Source organism: Bacillus sp. FSL K6-2944, from assembly GCF_038005385.1.
GTDB classification, from domain to species: Bacteria; Bacillota; Bacilli; order Bacillales; family Bacillaceae_G; genus Bacillus_A; species Bacillus_A cereus.
The window spans coordinates 3,228,297-3,245,583 of sequence record NZ_JBBOTE010000001.1 but is presented as its reverse complement, the minus strand read 5'-3'; the positions used below and the strand labels follow the sequence as shown (position 1 = coordinate 3,245,583).

Below are 17,287 nucleotides of genomic sequence, written 5' to 3'. Positions count from 1 at the left end.
GTGAATGGAAAAGACAATTACAATAGACGGAAAAAAAGTCAGATTAAAAGCTACAGCAGCAACAGTTAAGCGATATAAAGCACAATTCAGACGGAATTTATTTGCTGATTTGATGGGATTAGGGGCAATTAGTGCAGTAACTTCACCAGGTGGCTCACAACAGCCAATTGATATGTCTAATGTTGATTTAAGCAATGTGGATTTTGAACTTATTTATGACTTAACTTGGTTATACGCTAAAACGGCTGATCCGAATATTCCTGATCCTATGACATGGCTGGATGAATTTGAAGAATTCCCAATTGAAGAAATTATGCCAGAGGTAATGGAATTAGTTCAGCTCACTATGGGAGCAAAAAAAAAATAAAGAAAAACAATGGAGAGCAAGGGACATTCAGTGATGAAGAATTTACCACTGAATTGTTTCTTGCTCTTTGTTATAAAGCAAATTTAACACAAGGTGATTTAGAAGAAATGACCGTTGGTGATTGCTTTGATTACATTGCTGAATTCGCTGAGTTAGAGAATCCAGATAAAGAAAAAGTTAGAAAAGCAGGTCAAAAAGACTTCGATTCATTCTAAGAAAGACCTGTGGTGTAATGTCAAGTAACGCTTTTGAAGAGTCAAGAGTTCAGTGAATCATTTTTACTTAAAAAAGGCATTACGAAACTAGACCATTAATTATATGTAAATTAATGGAATTCAATGAGAAGGAAGAATGTCGCTAGACATCATCTATCAGCGCTCCTTCCGAACGCGTAAATTTGGTTGTTGCGTAGTAGCGCATCCACCAAACGTACTAATTTTCTTGCGGTTAATACGAGAGCTCTTTTGTGTTTATGCTTAGGCACTTCTGCTGCTTTTTTTGCGTAGTAATCACGATATTCAGGGACATTACGTCTTACAGAGTTGGCGGCTTCAACTAAGTAATAACGTAAATATTGATTTCCTGCTCGAGATAGGGATGTGTTTTCAGCAGTAAAGCGACCGGATTGATATTTTTTCCAAAATAGTCCTGCGTATTTGGCTATCTTGGTTTCATCTGTAAATCGTTCAATCTGGCCAATCTCAGCGACAATACCCGCTGCGAATACAGGACCGATACCTGGAATGCTTTCAAGTGTCTGAGGCAAGGTAGACATTAAACTTTCTATGCCTTTTTCAATCTCTTTAATTTGAGTTTGATAGGTACGCATAATCCGGATGGAAGTACTAAGCAGAAGATCAATAGAATCTTCTACGACTTTACTTAGACGATAGGATCCCTTGACAGCCTTTTGAATGGATTTGGCTACTTCCTCAGGATTCCCAAAACGGTTTCTTCCTTTTCCCTGAAGGAAAAGAGCTAGTTCTTGTAAAGGCATTTGTATGAGATCCTCTAAACTGAATTGTTCTAAAAATAATTCCATCATGGCATTTCCAAATACCGAAGAGTTAACATCTTGACTAAATTGACTACATTTCATACTTAAGTGTTGAAGAAAGTGTTGTTTTTCTTTTGTTAGAGCGTGTACGAGTTGATATCGAGAACGAGTTAGTTGTTGTAAGGCAATATATTGCTCTTCCTTTACAATGGACATCGTATGACGCCCAAAACGAACATAATCTGCAATGACAAATGCATCTATGGCATCTGTTTTATCCATCTCTGAATAGCTTTTTTTAAAGTTTGCAATTTGTTTTGGGTTAATCATGAACACTTGAGAACCGTAGGTTCTTAACTCTTTGTCATTGTGAAGAAACATAGCTGGGTGATAGCTATAAATGGATGTAGATTCTAGTCCAATTTTAATCGTTTTACAGGTAGACCTGGAGGCTGTGTCTAGTATCTTTTCTTTTAAGGTTATTGCTCCAGGTAAATCATTTGTAATGGTAAAAGCTTGTAAACGATCTCCGTCACCATTTAAAAAACAAACTTTTGCATCTTGAGAACTCACATCTAAACCGACAAATAATTTCATAGGGAAACTCCTCCTTTCGTTTAGAATCATTAGAAATGTTCTCCTTGGACGCCCGGGGATATCCCTAGTGTGACCCGCTGACCAACATCCTCGTGTATTAGAACTTTGTCCTTGTTTCAAAAGCCGCCCTAGCGCTACTAACAGCTAGGTTTGATACAAGGGGAACAGCCTGTGAGTAGGAAGCATAAAGCGGACACTGGGAAACAGTCTTTCTTTGTAGTTATACCTACAAGGGGTGAAGGAATTGTCCCAAATGATCCTTAGTTTCATTATCTAGGAATATCCTCAGGCGTCCAAGAAAATATGACGCTAAATCTTCGCTTGAAAGGGCGATTAAAAAATAGTATACGAGGGGTGAGAAAATGGCAGGAAGAATTAAAGGGATTACGATTGAAATTGCCGGAGAAACCACAGGACTTCAAAACGCTTTAAAAGATGTAAATAAAAGAAGTAATGATTTAACTAAAGAACTTAAAGATGTTGAAAGGTTGTTAAAGTTTGATCCTGGTAATGTGGAAGCATTAGCGCAAAAACAACAGTTACTTACGCAACAGATTGAAAATACAACGCAAAAGCTAGATAAATTGAAAGCAGCGGAGCAACAAGTACAAGCTCAATTCCAAAACGGTAAAATTTCTGAAGAACAGTATCGTGCATTCAGGCGTGAGATTGAATTTACAGAAGGGTCACTTAATGGTCTTAAAAATAAACTAGGAAACATGAAAGCTGAACAAGAGAATGTAGCGAGTTCTACAAGGCAATTGGAAACATTGTTTAGAGCTACAGGAAAAAGCGTTGATGATTTTGCAGGAGCATTAGGGAATCGTCTTGTGAATGCAATTCGAAATGGAACAGCTACAAGTCGTCAGTTAGAGCAAGCGATTGGAATTATTGGCCGCGAAGCATTAGGAGCAGAAACAGATATAGAGAAATTACAGCGAGCGCTACGATCTGTAGATGCTGGTAATTCAATTCAGCAAGTACGAAATGAACTGAGAGATTTACAACAAGAAGCTGGAAGAACTGAGAAGAAGTTTGAAGGTCTAAAAGTTGGATTAGAAAATGTTATCGGTGGATTAGCAGCTGGTGGCGGAATTGCAACGGCTATTGAAAAAGCAATGGACATGTCAAAGCTACAAACGAAGATTGATATCTCTTTCGATGTTCCTGAGTCCTCAAAGAAATCAGTAGAGGAAGCAGTAAGAGGCATTTCAGCATATGGATTAGATGCTGAAGAATCGCTTGAAGGTGTAAGAAGACAATGGGCTTTAAATAAAAATGTTAGTGATGAAGCAAATGCTTCATTTGTAAAAAGCGCAGCTGTTATTTCTAAAGCATATGCAGGTATAGATTTCACTGAATTAATTCAAGAAACAAATGAAATAGGAAATGAATTAGGGATTTCCCAAGAGGGCGCTCTTGGGATGGCTGATGCATTACTAAAAATGGGCTTCCCACCAGAACAATTAGATATTATCGCTGAATATGGTGGTCAGCTGACGCGAGCAGGCTACAACGCTGAAGAGGTCCAAGCAATCATGGCAGCTGGGGTTGAAACAGGAACATGGAATTAGATTATAGTTCCCTTGTATGGTGACATACAATGAAAAACTCCTTTAATTCAGTGAAACTCTCGAATGAGACAATACTGAGCGAAGCCTTTTAATTAAGGAACGTGCAACGACTAGTCGAAAGACGTAGGGTGTAAGCAAATGACACTCGAAACGGGGAGCAACTCAAGTAGTTGAAGATATAGTCTAATCTATGCGGTGACGTATAGCAGTTCATAAGAGAACGGGCGTGACGTTGCGAATCACGTTGAATATAAATGATTGATAATCTCTTAGATGGTTTGAAAGAGGGACGGATTAAAGCAGCTGAATTCGGTCAAGGTGTCGATAAAGCTATGAAGGAAACGTTGGAAGGTACTAATATCTCAGCAGAACAATTACAAAAATGGGGACAAGCTGTAGCTAATGGTGGTAAAGAAGGTTCGGCCGCTATGACTGATATTGCTTTAGCATTGTCACAAGTAGAAGATGAAACGAAACGTAATGAATTAGGGGTAAAACTATTCGGTAGATGATAAATTGTGCCGAATTAAAATCGCGGTATAAAGCAAAAAGGGTGCGAATCCTAATTTGAACCGAAGGCTATACGAAGTGTAGTCAGGGGCAGAGCATAGAGGGTGAAAAGATATAATCCCTCCACGAGACCGCGACACTTATTAGTGAAAACGTATGCCGAACTTACAGGAAATGAACTGTAAGAAGTAGAGGATAAAAAGCCTTTACGATAACAAAATGACAATGTATGAAGATCAAGGGCAAAACATCATTAATACTTTGCTAGGTGCGAAAGATAAAACGGTTGATTTTGGAAAACAACAAGATAAATTGAATGATTCCATTAAGAAAATGGATGCAAACCCAGCGGTTAAATTCCAAAAGGCGATGCAAGATTTACAAATGGCTCTCAAACCTGTTCTTGGAGTTATCGCTGATGTTGTTACTAAAATAGCGGATTGGATTTCTAATAATCCTAAATTAGCGGCTACGTTGGCAGCTATAGCAGTAGCTATTGGTGTAATTTCAGGAGCATTTATGGCTTTAGCACCAATCGTTGTCGTTATATCGAGTATAGGGGCTGCAATGATGGGATGGGTAGCATTAATTGCTATTGTTGTAGCCGCGGTTGTTGCTTTAGGTATTACTATATATCAAAATTGGGATTCTATAAGTCAATGGACGATAGACACCTTTAATTCTATAGGTGAATATTTATCTGAATTGTGGAGTGGAATAGTCGAAACAGCATCATCTTGGTTATCTTCGCTTGTAGAATCAGTGTCTGGTTGGTGGGCTTCTCTAGTAGAAACAGCCTCAGGATGGTTTTCTTCTTTAATTGATACAGCTGTAGGTTGGCTCTCCTCTTTGGTTGAGACGGCATCTACTTGGTGGTCATCATTGGTAGAAACAGCAACTCAATTTTTCATGCAACTATACCAAAAATGGCAAGAAATTTGGAATTCTATACTTACATTCTTAGATCCAATTATTTCATTAATTTCAACGGTACTACAAGCTGGATGGTTATTAATCCAAGCTGGAGCGCAAATTGCTTGGGCGGCAATATCTCAATATATTATTCAACCAATTCAACAAGCTTATGAATGGGTAAGTACAAAAATTGGAGAATTAGTTACATGGCTTGGTACACAATGGGAAATTGCAAAAGCGGTAGCGCAAGTTGCGTGGGGATTATTTAAACAGTATATCATTCAACCGGTTCAGGAAACTTGGACTTTAGTGAAGCAAAAATTTACTGATTTAGTTTCTTGGCTTGGTTCACAGTGGGAATTAGCGAAGTCTTACACACTAGCAGGGTGGAATTTAATAAAACAGTATGTTATTCAACCGGTTCAAGAATTGTGGAATACAACGAAACAAAAGCTTTCAGATTTAGCTAACTGGATATTAGGAAATTGGGAATCTATAAAATTGTATACACTCGCAGCCTGGAATTTAGTGAAGCAATATGTTATTCAGCCAGTAACAGACGCTTATAATCAGGCAAAGCAAAAATTTACTGATTTATATAATTCAGCTAGAGAAAAATTCGATTCTGTAAAAAATGCAGCGCAAGAAAAATTTGAAGCAGCGAAACGATTTATTATTGATCCAATTAAAGATGCGGTTGATAAAGTAGAGCGATTTGTAGATAAAATCAAGTCATTCTTTAGTAATTTAAGATTAAAAATACCATCTCCTGAAATGCCTAAATTACCACACTTTAGCTTGCAGACTAGTACATGGACAGTGATGGGGAAAAATATTACTATCCCATCAGGCGTTAATGTGGACTGGCGTGCAAAAGGTGGTATCTTCACTAAGCCGACAATATTCGGAATGAATGGTGGCAATCTACAAGGGGCTGGCGAAGCTGGTGATGAAGCTGTTTTACCTTTAAATAAAAAGACACTTGGAGGTATTGGTGCGGGAATCGTAGCAGCCATGCCTCGAGGTCAATTTGCTATGTCAGGTGAAATAAATCAATTAATGAGTGACATGGGACGTATGATGACTAGTTCCGCAAGCCAATTGGCAGGACTAAAAAATGTCATGAGTGGTGTGTATGGAAATATGTCGAATAGCAGACAGGCGATGACAAATAGTGTATCAAATCAAGTTGTTAATAATTCTTTTGGTTCATCAAGTAATGGAGTAACCCCAATGCTTGGCGGTGATTTAGTTGTGGAAGTTCCTGTTGTTTTAGATGGACGAGATGTGGCACGTGGTACTTATCGATATACAACCGAGTATCAAGAAAGGGAAGAAAAAAGAAACTCAGACTTTTAGGTTTGGGTTTCTTTTATTTTATAAAGAAATGAGGTGTCAAAATGAGCTCTTTCAAATTTAACAATGAACGTAAAAAGTATATCCAAATTGCAAAAGGTTGGAAAAGACCAACTTGGGCACCATTGAAACGGAACTTTCTACGTACCCCAGGATATCCAGGAGCAAGATTATTAAATACACAAACAGAAATGCGTGTTTTATCAATTCCTGTAGGGATTATAGTTCCTGATGATGCTGATTTAGAAATGTTAAAAGAAGAAATTGCAACTTGGTTAATAACAGATCAACCAGTAGAGCTTATTTTTGATGTAGAACCCAATAGAACATATTTAGCAGTTGTGGATGACAGTTTTGATCCAGATGAGTTTGTAACACTTGGAATAGGAACACTTAAGTTCATTTGTCCAATGCCATATAAGTTAGGGCCTATACAAAATAAAACCCTTGCTATTGAGAACAGTGATTTAAAGTCTAACTTTATTAACAAAGGATCTGTAGAGTCTAATCCAATTATTGATATAACTGTAGGGGCAAAGAGTCCTTTTCTGGATGTATGGAACGGGTTAGAGTACTTCAGACTTGGTTATCCAGTCCCAGTACAGACGGTTGTAGTATCTAAAGAGGAACGTATTTTATGGGACGAAATGACCGACTTAACTAAATGGACACCGTATACTCAAAAAATCGGTTATATTCAGCCTGCAGGTAGTTTTAAAGTATGGCAAGGTTACGCATTCTATGCTGAAGATTATGGTAATGGTACCGCATGGCATGGACCTGTAATGACTAGAGCAATCCCTCAAGATGCTACTGATTTTATTTTAGATTGTCAATTCACACTACAATCTACTAGGGTTGGTCAAATGGGTTCTGTAACTGTATTTCTTCTAGGAGATAATGATGAAGTTATGACTATGCTGGATTTAACAGATTACTACAATACTATGCAGAACATCAATGGTAGAGTAGGCGTAGGTTGGATGGAATCTGAGGTCAATAAAGATAACTATAGAATCATAGAATCCACAGGTGGTATTCGTGAAGGGTCATTCAATGATTTTAGAGGTCACTTGTCAATGAAGCGTGAAGGTAACAAGTGGTCTGCTAAGGTATCTAAATACAGAGCGAATACAGAGATTGATAATGATACTGTATTAGATTATTGGATAGACATAAGTAATACGTCCAAGTATACGACCATGAAGCCTAAAAAAATTGCTGTAGCAGTTACTAAATACGGAAATAATGATGCAATGGAAGTCGCGTTTGTTGAAGATGTTAAGTTTTACAAGATTAATCATTTCGATAAAGATGTAACACCTTATATTTTTGATATAGGAGATAAAATTCAAATAGACACAGAAAGATCATTAGTAACAATCAATGGAACAAATGCAATTGCACTAAAAGATATATTTAGTTCATTCCCTGTTATAAAGAGAGGGAAAAATGAAGTCATAATACGTCCAGCAAATGTAGGAATAGCAAAATTAACGTATAGGGAGCGATTTAGATGAGTACACCAAGTGGAGACTTACATGTTGTTGATTTTAAAACAAATCAAATCGTTTCAGCTATACAACCTAAGGACTATTGGGATGACAAACGGCATTGGGAAATTAAAAATAATATTGATACTCTAGAGTTTAGGGTATTTGAGAATACAGATCATGCAGCAACACTTGTACAGCAAAATTTAGTATTAAAAGAAGTACGTGGCGGTAGAATCGTTCCTTATGTCATTACAGAAACGGAAAAGGATTCTAAGGATAGATCATTAATGGTTTATGCATCTGGTGAATGGATTCAGCTTGCTAAAGCAGCAATTATAGAGCCACAAAAGTTGGAAAGCAAAACATTAAAACAGTGTATGGAAATAGCTCTTAAAGGAACGAAGTGGAAAATAGGTAAAACCGAACATGATGGAGCGCACTCAATGGAAATTGAAGAATTTACAAATCCATTGGATTTTCTTAAACAAATTGCCGCTTCATTTGAAATAGAAATTCAATATCGAGCTGAAGTTGTTGGTTCTAAAATTGTTGGTCGTTATGTGGATATGGTTAAGAGACGAGGACGAGATACAAGAAAAGAAGTAACCTTTGGTAAAGATTTAATAGGAATTAAACGTATTGAGAACTCTCAAAACATTTGTACAGCCTTATTAGGCTTTGTGAAAAAAGAAAATGGAGAATTTATTACAATCTCCTCCATAAATAAGGGTGTTCCTTATCTTGTGGATGATGCAGCTTATCAACGCTGGAATGAAAACGGAAAACATAAATTCGCTTTCTACACTCCACAAACAGACGACCAAAATATGTCTCCAGAGAGACTTTTAACTCTAATGAAAACGGAAATGAGTAAGATTGTGAACGCTTCTGTTTCTTATGGAGTCGATGTACAAAATATAGCAAGAATACCTGGTTTATCACATGAAGAAATCAATGAAGGAGATACAATTCGAATTATAGATGAAGGGTTTACACCTAAGTTGTATCTTGAAGCGCGAGCTATTGCTGGTGATGAATCTTTTAAAGATCCTACACAAGATAACTATGTATTTGGTGATTATCGTGAAATCGTTGATCAAAATGATGAGTTGCGAAGATTATACCAAAAGATACTAAGTTCATTGTATGACAAGGTTCCGCAGGAGTTATTTGACCAATTAAATAATAAAGTAAAGGAACAAAACAAAGACATCATTGATGCTAAAGATAAAGCTGATCAGGCTCAAAAAGAAAGCCAAACAGCAAAAGATTTGGCAGAAGCAACACAAAAATACATGGATCAAAATCTTGTAGATATTATTGAAGGAGTTAATCCACCCACCGCTAATCTTAAATCAAATAAAACGCTATGGCGTGATATTAGTAATGGAAAGCCTGGTATTTTAAAAATATGGACAGGTGTAGTGTGGGAACCTGTTGTTCCTGATACAGCACCATTGCAGCAAAGTATTAAAGATGTTACGAAAGATATTGAAACAGCTAAAACGGAGTTAAATCAAAAGGTTCAAAGTGTGGAAGGTAAAGCGCAAGAAATAGCTGGACAAATAGTGGATGTTCAAAAGCAAGTTAATGGCAAAGTGGATCAAACATGGATTAATGCACAGTTAAAAGATAAAGCCGATAAATCTGGAGTGTTTACAAAAGAGGAAATTAACAATGGTTTTATAGGGAAACAAATCTATGAAACTGATAAACAAGGGAATGTACAGAAATTCAAGGATATTAATACATCGATTGGTCAAACAAATGAAGCTCTTACACAGAAAGCGGAGAAGTCCGAATTAAAGAAAACGAATGAAGGGTTGTCACAGTTGGAGCAGAAAACAAACGAGATTAAGACAACAGCTGAGGGGACGAAACAGACTCTTACAGAACTTAAAACGCAAGTAGATAATACAAAACTAGATGGACGAAATTCGCTTAAAAACTCTAATTTTTCTAGTTATATTGTTAATGATTCTATAAGTTGGGACAAATCGTTAAATGGTAATCTTCAGGCATCTGGTTGGGGAAGTGGGTATAACGGTGGTGTAGCAGATCCAACAAAAGGTTATCATGCCCATCTAGATATAACTACTTTCGGTTATCCAGTTGTAGCGTTTATTAATAAAAACAGTATTATCGGTCAAAAAAATAGATGGCTGGGTATCGCTGAAGATGTGGTTGCAGAATTTGCGAGAAATAATGTCGCGGGTAAAGAAATTACTATTAGTATGGATATTTGGTCAGATACAAAAGGTTTCCGTATAAACGGTGGGTTACATCATTTTATTGAAGGTAACACAGCACAAAGCTTTCACAGTGGTCAGTATGTGTTTAACGTAAGTGAAGTTAATAGATGGGAACGCTATACGTTTACCATGAAACTTCATGAAAAATTTGACGGTACTAAAGTTTCTAGATTGTATATATATGGTGGCGAAGGTATTGAAGGTACAGCGTATGTAAAAAACGTCAAACTTGAATTAGCTAACGTTGCTACAGCATGGACACCAGCACCAGAAGATCAAGTAACAACAACTGATTTTACTAAAAAGACGGTAGAAATTGAGACGACTATTAAAGGGATTAACACTACGGTTTCTAATGTTCAAAATGAACAAGGAAAGCTTACGGAACGTATGACGAAATCAGAGCAAACCGCAGATGGATTTAAAACTTCTATTGAATCGTTAACAAAAAAAGATACTGAAATCAGTAATAAATTAAATACGGTTGAATCCACTGTGGAAGGTACGAAGAAGACGATTTCTGATGTGCAGCAAACAACAAGTGAGCTTAAGAAAACAACAACTGAAATTAAAGAAGAAGCAGGAAAAGTCACTGAGAAGTTGAGTAGTGTGGAGAAGAAGTTTGATGATATGAAGATTGGCGGACGTAACATTCTGTTAAATACAGGTGGCACACTTAAATCTGACACAGGAACAACAGTGTCTAATGTAGTAAATAAGTCATTTAAAATTGTGCCGGATGGTTTATCGATGCTACAAGGGCAGCAGTTTACTGTTAGCTTTAAAGCTAGAACTATTGGATATGAAAAGGGAACACCGAATCCATGGGCTGGAGTAGAAGTGTGGATAAAGTATAAAGATGGTGAACAATTATGGCCTGGTGTTCGTTGCGAAAGTGATGTTAACGCAAACCAAGAATGGAAAACATATTCCTTTACTTATAATCTTAAAGATAAGGCAATTGAGGTTTTCAATCCGCAAACGCTATTACGTAATGTTAAAGGCATGATCGAATTAAAAGAATGGCAAATTGAAATTGGAAATAAAGCAACAGACTATAAACCAGCAGTAGAAGATCAAGTAACAACTGATGAATTCACCAAGAAAACAACCGAAATTGCAAAAAGTGTAGATGGTGTAAAAACTACTGTATCAACTGTTCAAAAAGATCAAGGTACAATGCAAACTACCTTGAATCAAGTTAAACAAACAACAGATTCTAATGCACAAACCATTACAACTCTATCGCAAACACAGGGCAAACAAGGAGAAATGATTCAACAAAATACGAGTGATATCACACAGTTGAATAATCAGATTCAATCTAAAGTTTCTGAGACTCAAATGCAAAATTATGTAGGTGGATTAGGTTCTACTAATATGTTACTTAATACTGCATTTGAAAAGAGAGACATAGATAAGAACTCCGGTGCAATTATCAGTCGTACTCCTAGCTTCGATAAATGGATAGTTCCTGCTGGAGTAACTGTAGATGTTGCGAGACACCATGACGGCTACAACTCTGCAAAGATTGAGAAGACAGGACAAACCGATCCTGTATATGCGGGAATGAATCAAATTATACCTGTGACAAGTAGGAGTGGTGTATATGTTTACTCAGCGTGGTTTTACACAGACAATAAATCATTGTTTGAAGGACAAGGCGGAGTCATTAAAATGCAATTGTGGAATGGTAACACAGCACTAGACCACGTACAAACAGAGCTTGAGCCACTATTAGTAAACAGCTCTTGGGTATTTGCAAGCGTTACATTAGGAATGCCAAACAAAGACGTAACTCATATTAGAGCAGAGATATGGGTACGTAAAAACGGTAGAATGTGGGTTTCTCAACCCATGCTACAACAAGGATCAACTCCTTCTACATTCATGGAAAACCCTAAAGATATAGGAAACTATGATGCTCTAGTTGGTGAGATTGCTAAGAAAGTAGCAACTTTTGATTTTCACTCTAAGGTATCAACTTTTGAAACAAGCATAAATCAACAGTCTAAAAGTATTGAACTAAGGGCAGAGAAAAAGGATGTTTATACGAAAACAGAAGCAAACGGTCAATTTGGAAGTAAGGCTTTAGTGGATTCGCATACTTCTCAGTTATCTGTAATGAGTAATGAAATGAATTCTACAGTCAAAAAGGGCAATATTATCTCATCTATCAATCAAACTGCAGAACAAATTCAAGTCCAGGCTAATAAAATCAACCTTGTAGGATACGTTACAGCCGAACATCTTAAAGGGGATGTTTTGGAAGGGATGAATATTAGGACTTCCCGGCAATCGAATGACCCTAGATGGGTAGAGATAATGAAATCTAATGTTCGATTAAAAGAGGATGGGCTTGTAAGAAGTTATTGGGGATTTTATACGCGTAATGATGGTGGGGTTCAGCCTTCTTTATTTTTGGGGAAAGATTCAACAGATACTGTAGGTTCTATAGCAATTACACAAGTGACGCCGAATAAAACAGATTTTGCAAATGCTTGGGGAACAATTGGTATGGTTAATGAAATTAGTAATAATATGTTTAAAACAAATGCTACTGTAGGGTTCTTTAGAGATAGTGGTGGTAGGTTAGAGTTGAGTGCGGGTGGACATGTTCTCATAGATTCTAAGGGATTAATGAACGTAAGAAGCGATGATTTTCTGTTAGTAAGAGCTAAGAGAACAATGAGGTTGGAAACTACATGGGATAATGGCGGTACGAATATTAACATGGAAGCAACAAAAAGTTTTCATGTTATGGCTCATTCTCAAATTTGGCTAGCTTCTAATGAGGAACATTTTTACGATAATAATGCAGGTAAGTTTTATTTTAGAAATAGAAATAAACCATCTGATCAGAATAGTGTCTTAATTGATGATGATAATGCGAATGCTGATATAAGACTAGCATATATACGAGTGAGAGCATCTCATGTTTCGGGATATCAAAATTCTCTTCAAGTTAAGAATTATAACGGTACTGAATTTAGGGATTTGGAATGCCGAAGTCTAACTGTTAATGGGAACTTTTACAATAAATCAACTAAGAATATGAAAGCTAATATTAGGGATTTGCCGTTTGATCCTGTAGAAAAAATTATGGCTTTGCAACCAAGGAGTTACAACTTAAAAACGGAAGTAGAAAAGTTGTATAAGATGAGAGAAGGAAAAGAAGAAGGAGAAGTGCCGTTCACAACAAAAGATATTGTAGCAAATTATGGTTTTATAGCAGAAGAGACCGATGAAATATTCAAATCAGAAGATGGTAAGGCTGTTAATATATATGGAACTTTGGCAATTCATATCGCAGCCACTCAAAAGATGCATATTGAATGGAAAGAAATAAAGGAAGAAAATAAACAATTAAAAGAGCAAGTTTCAATGCTTATAAATGAAGTATCCATATTAAAAGATTTCGTTCGAAAATGAATAGACGAGAAACCAGAGCAGCCATAAGCTGTTTTTATGATTGAAAAAAGGAGAGAAAAAGATGGATCGTATCGATGTAGTATTAAAAACCTTTATTGCCACTTTTGGTGGCTTCTGTGGGTATTTTCTGGGAGGATGGGATGCAACATTGAAAGTCTTAGTAACAATGGCAGTGATTGATTATGTAACTGGCATCATTGCAGCAGGATATAACGGAGAATTAAAAAGTAAAGTTGGTTTCAAAGGCATCGCCAAAAAGGTGGTGCTTTTTCTTTTGGTCGGAGTGGCGACCCAGCTAGATGTGGCACTTGGAAGCAATAGCGCAATTCGGGAAGCAACAATCTTTTTCTTTATCGGAAATGAGTTGCTTTCGCTTTTAGAAAATGCTGGTCGAATGGGGATTCCGCTTCCACAAGCTTTAACAAACGCAGTTGAGATGTTAGGTGGGAAACAAAAACAAGAAAAGAACAAGGGAGAGGTTCAATAATGGAAATCAGAAAACAATTCGTTGACCCAAGTAAATATGGTACAAAATGTCCGTATACCATGCATCCAGAATGGATCACAATTCATAATACGTATAATGATGCATCGGCAGAAAATGAAGTGGCGTATATGATTCGAAATGATAACCAAGTATCGTTTCATATCGCGGTAGATGATAAAGAAGCTGTGCAAGGAATTCCGTTAGAGCGTAACGCATGGGCCTGTGGTGACGGAAACGGTGCCGGTAATCGCAAGTCTATTAGTGTAGAAATCTGTTATTCTTTAAGCGGTGGAGAGAGATACTATCAAGCAGAAGATCATGCCGCTATCGTTGTAGCACAGCTCATGAAACAGTACAATATTCCCATTCATAAAGTCCGTACACATCAATCATGGAGTGGAAAGTATTGCCCACATCGTATGTTGGCAGAAGGACGATGGGATAGCTTTATTGAAAGAGTGCAACATGCATACAATGGAGGTGGTAACTCCGTCACGTCGACAGCAATTCCGTCTTCAACGAGTGAAATAGGAATTGCTTATATTGAGGGGAATTGTATCAACCTCCGCAAAGGTCCAGGTACTGGATACGGAGTGATCCGTCAATTAGGGAAAGGGGAGTCCTACCAAGTATGGGGACAATCAAATGGTTGGCTAAACTTAGGTGGCGAGCAGTGGGTATATCATGATTCATCATACATTCGTTATACAGGGGGAAATGCATCAGCAACGTCCACATCTTCAAATGATGGCATTGGTGTCGTAACGATTACAGCTGATGTATTGCGTGTTCGTACTGGTCCAGGAACGAACTATGGTGTCGTAAAAAATGTGTACCAAGGAGAACAGTATCAGTCGTGGGGATATCAAGATGGATGGTATAACGTTGGTGCCGATCAGTGGGTTTCAGGTGGATATGTAAAATTTGAAAGGTAAAACATAGTATGTAACAGCAAATGTGAAGCCCATGTATATGCTACATAAATGGAAAGAAGGTCTACTCATGGATAGGGAGGACCTTCTTTTCGAACTATGTTTACTTTTTTTCCTTGTAATTAAACAAATAAGCTGCTTTATATTCTATTAAAGTGGTATCTACAATTATCAGCTTCTTGAAATACTTTATATAAATCTGGAACTGCCCATGCTGCAAGTCCTATAGTAGCTGCTGCTCCAGAAACTACTGTCCAAGGAGTTGGAGTCGATAATAAAGCTATACAAGCTATAGCTACATCTCCTGAAACTTTAGAAAGAAAAGCAATTTCATGAGTCATCAAATTATTTACTGAATTTCTAAAACCATTTAAATCAGCTTTATTATCACTATTTTCAACAGGATTTTTAGCATTTTCTCCAGGAACTTGAAGTAACCACACGTTTTTATTGTAATAAGTATATTCAAACTTACCATCTAAAGAAGAAGCGTGATCTAAAACTTCAATGTCCCAACTTTCACGTTTTTTTCTAATATGTAAAAGGGAATTAGCATGTTGTAAATTAACAGTTTTAGTAGATATAGTATGATCAGCTAAATTTTTAGTTACGATATGTAATGTTTTATTTTTTTTATCATATGTAGAAGTAGAAACTATACGATTATCACTTGCTTCTACTATTTTTTCATTCGTGTCATCCTTTAAAACTTTTAAGTTAGGTTGCTGAGTTTGAATGAGTTGGGTAGGCTTGTTAGAAGATATAGAATTCTTTTCTTCTGCCAATGATAATGTTGGAAGTGAAGTTGTTAATAAGCCTAAAGCCATAGCTGAACTAGCTATTTTTCTGTTTGTTGTATTCATTTAAAATTCCCCTCTTATTTAATTGTTATTTTTTTGTATTGCCATATATAGGTAACTGACAATTGAGATTTTATCATAGAAATCTTAGAAGAAAACCTCATAAAAAGTCCTTTGGCAAAAGACTTTTTATGGTATATTTTATTTGCAAGAATGTGGTAAATTGTATATTCGAATACATGTTGGGATATCAATCAACCCATATCAATGGTTCTTAAAGCTAAGCTATTTTTATAGTAATTCATTTTTCAGGGGTGAGTATATGAATAAAATATTGGGTATAATGGCATTAATTTGTTTGCTTATAGCAATATGTTCTTTTCAATTGTATGTATCAGGAGTTGACCTCAAATTTAATTCACATATTTTATTAGGAATTATGGGTGTAACATTATGTTGTACTGCGATATTCGCAATATTTAACAGAGAAAAATTCTTAAAAAAAACACTTCTTACAAGTTCAATATTCCTTATACTTCTTATTTGTTATTATGTTGGATTACATGCAAAATAAGAAGTAACAAGTGAAGCCTATGTGTATGTGAGGTAAACAAAAAAGGGCATTCCTCTGGCGAGTGAGGAACGCTCTTTTTTGACATGATAAAGATATATTATCTCTCATTGTTAGTTTACCAATAGTATTATATGAAACAGTAGAAATGAATAGGAACGATAAAAATAAAAAAACAGCGTATTCTTGACTAGAGTACGCTGTTTTGTGGTAGAACCATCTATGTGAAGCGATGCGGAATTACTGTTCTTATATGTGACCAAATTTCAGATATGACACTTCCTTACAAATAAGAATAAGTGTACATGCTTACTTATATCTGGGCTCTCATCACCATAAAGATAAAACGGGAAGAAACAAGCCAGGATAGTGGTCTGGCTTGCTTTTTTTGTAAGGTATATCATAAACTGGGAGTACTCTAAGATATGTAAGGTAGAAGCAACATATGCTATCACATAAAAAATCTTCCACAGTAGCCGTTATCACTGTTAGGAAATCTTGCAAGATAGGAAACTAGGGGCGATAGATGGGTCGGAAAAGAAGAATTTCTCTTTGTTAGGAAATGATGGGAAAATCATGGCGCAGTGGAGGGAACTGGTGGTCATTCTTATTGCATGACAAGAAATAGGCCGGGCGGAAAATGTAGGCGGGGCAAGCGTTGGACGAGGTAGAAGAATGGGTGAGAGGGGAAGTGGCTATGTACGGGTGTAAGGGGCAGGTTGTGTCTGTTTTGGTGGGTGGGTGGGATATGGGAATGAGGGATTAGAAGAGTGTGAGTTTGTGTGGATTTGAAAGCTAGGAAAATAGGAATCTATCATGCGTTATTGGGTAAAACTTCCCAATAGGGTGTACCCTAATAGGAAGGATGAAAAATGGTACGTATGGGTCATGTCGTATGCCTCTTGTTACCTGAAAAAGAGGGGAAAAAGGTTCTTTTTGTAAAATTATATCTTTATAATCAAATGTAAAAGTTGTTTTTTTTACAGGAATAGTGGATTCCA

General features: G+C 36.7%; 8 protein-coding genes and 2 pseudogenes. 8 read left to right on the top strand and 2 right to left on the bottom strand.

The genetic code is table 11. The features are described 5' to 3' along the window. Positions 1–4 precede the first annotated feature (4 nt). On the top strand, positions 5–367 hold the full coding sequence (locus tag MHH55_RS16455; protein WP_069355651.1) for a hypothetical protein: 363 nt from the start codon (positions 5–7) through the stop codon (positions 365–367). A gap of 364 nt (positions 368–731) precedes the next feature. Here MHH55_RS16455 and MHH55_RS16450 read toward each other — a convergent pair whose 3' ends face one another. After that, positions 732–1,961, bottom strand: coding sequence for an IS110 family transposase (locus MHH55_RS16450; protein WP_078186481.1), 1,230 nt, complete (start codon positions 1,959–1,961; stop codon positions 732–734). 362 nt (positions 1,962–2,323) lie between these two features. On the opposite strand from MHH55_RS16450, the pseudogene MHH55_RS16445 reads away from it, so the two are divergent. From MHH55_RS16445 to MHH55_RS16415, 7 genes and pseudogenes are all read left to right on the top strand, one after another. Beyond that, positions 2,324–3,532, top strand: a pseudogene (locus MHH55_RS16445) (hypothetical protein); the annotation flags it as partial. A gap of 281 nt (positions 3,533–3,813) precedes the next feature. After that, positions 3,814–4,041, top strand: a pseudogene (locus tag MHH55_RS16440) (hypothetical protein); the annotation flags it as partial. A 223-nt stretch (positions 4,042–4,264) separates the two neighbouring features. Next, positions 4,265–6,319, top strand: coding sequence for a phage tail tape measure protein (locus MHH55_RS16435; RefSeq protein ID WP_078186482.1), 2,055 nt, complete (start codon positions 4,265–4,267; stop codon positions 6,317–6,319). 41 nt (positions 6,320–6,360) lie between these two features. After that, complete coding sequence (locus MHH55_RS16430) at positions 6,361–7,836, top strand: distal tail protein Dit (RefSeq protein WP_078186483.1); 1,476 nt, start codon at positions 6,361–6,363, stop codon at positions 7,834–7,836. Then, positions 7,833–13,496, top strand: coding sequence for a phage tail spike protein (locus MHH55_RS16425; RefSeq protein ID WP_078186484.1), 5,664 nt, complete (start codon positions 7,833–7,835; stop codon positions 13,494–13,496). Before MHH55_RS16430 ends, MHH55_RS16425 begins: the two co-directional genes overlap by 4 nt. Positions 13,497–13,557: 61 nt before the next feature. Then, the gene (locus MHH55_RS16420) at positions 13,558–13,983 is read left to right on the top strand and encodes a phage holin family protein (RefSeq protein WP_078186485.1); all 426 of its coding nucleotides are present in this window, start codon (positions 13,558–13,560) and stop codon (positions 13,981–13,983) included. Continuing rightward, complete coding sequence (locus MHH55_RS16415; protein ID WP_078186486.1) at positions 13,983–14,918, top strand: N-acetylmuramoyl-L-alanine amidase; 936 nt, start codon at positions 13,983–13,985, stop codon at positions 14,916–14,918. Before MHH55_RS16420 ends, MHH55_RS16415 begins: the two co-directional genes overlap by 1 nt. Positions 14,919–15,055: 137 nt before the next feature. Here the strand turns inward: MHH55_RS16415 and MHH55_RS16410 are convergent, their stop codons facing one another. Beyond that, positions 15,056–15,778 carry a geobacillin-26 family protein gene (locus tag MHH55_RS16410; protein ID WP_078186487.1) on the bottom strand — a complete coding sequence of 241 codons (723 nt, stop codon included), beginning with the start codon at positions 15,776–15,778 and terminating at the stop codon, positions 15,056–15,058. Positions 15,779–17,287: the final 1,509 nt, after the last annotated feature.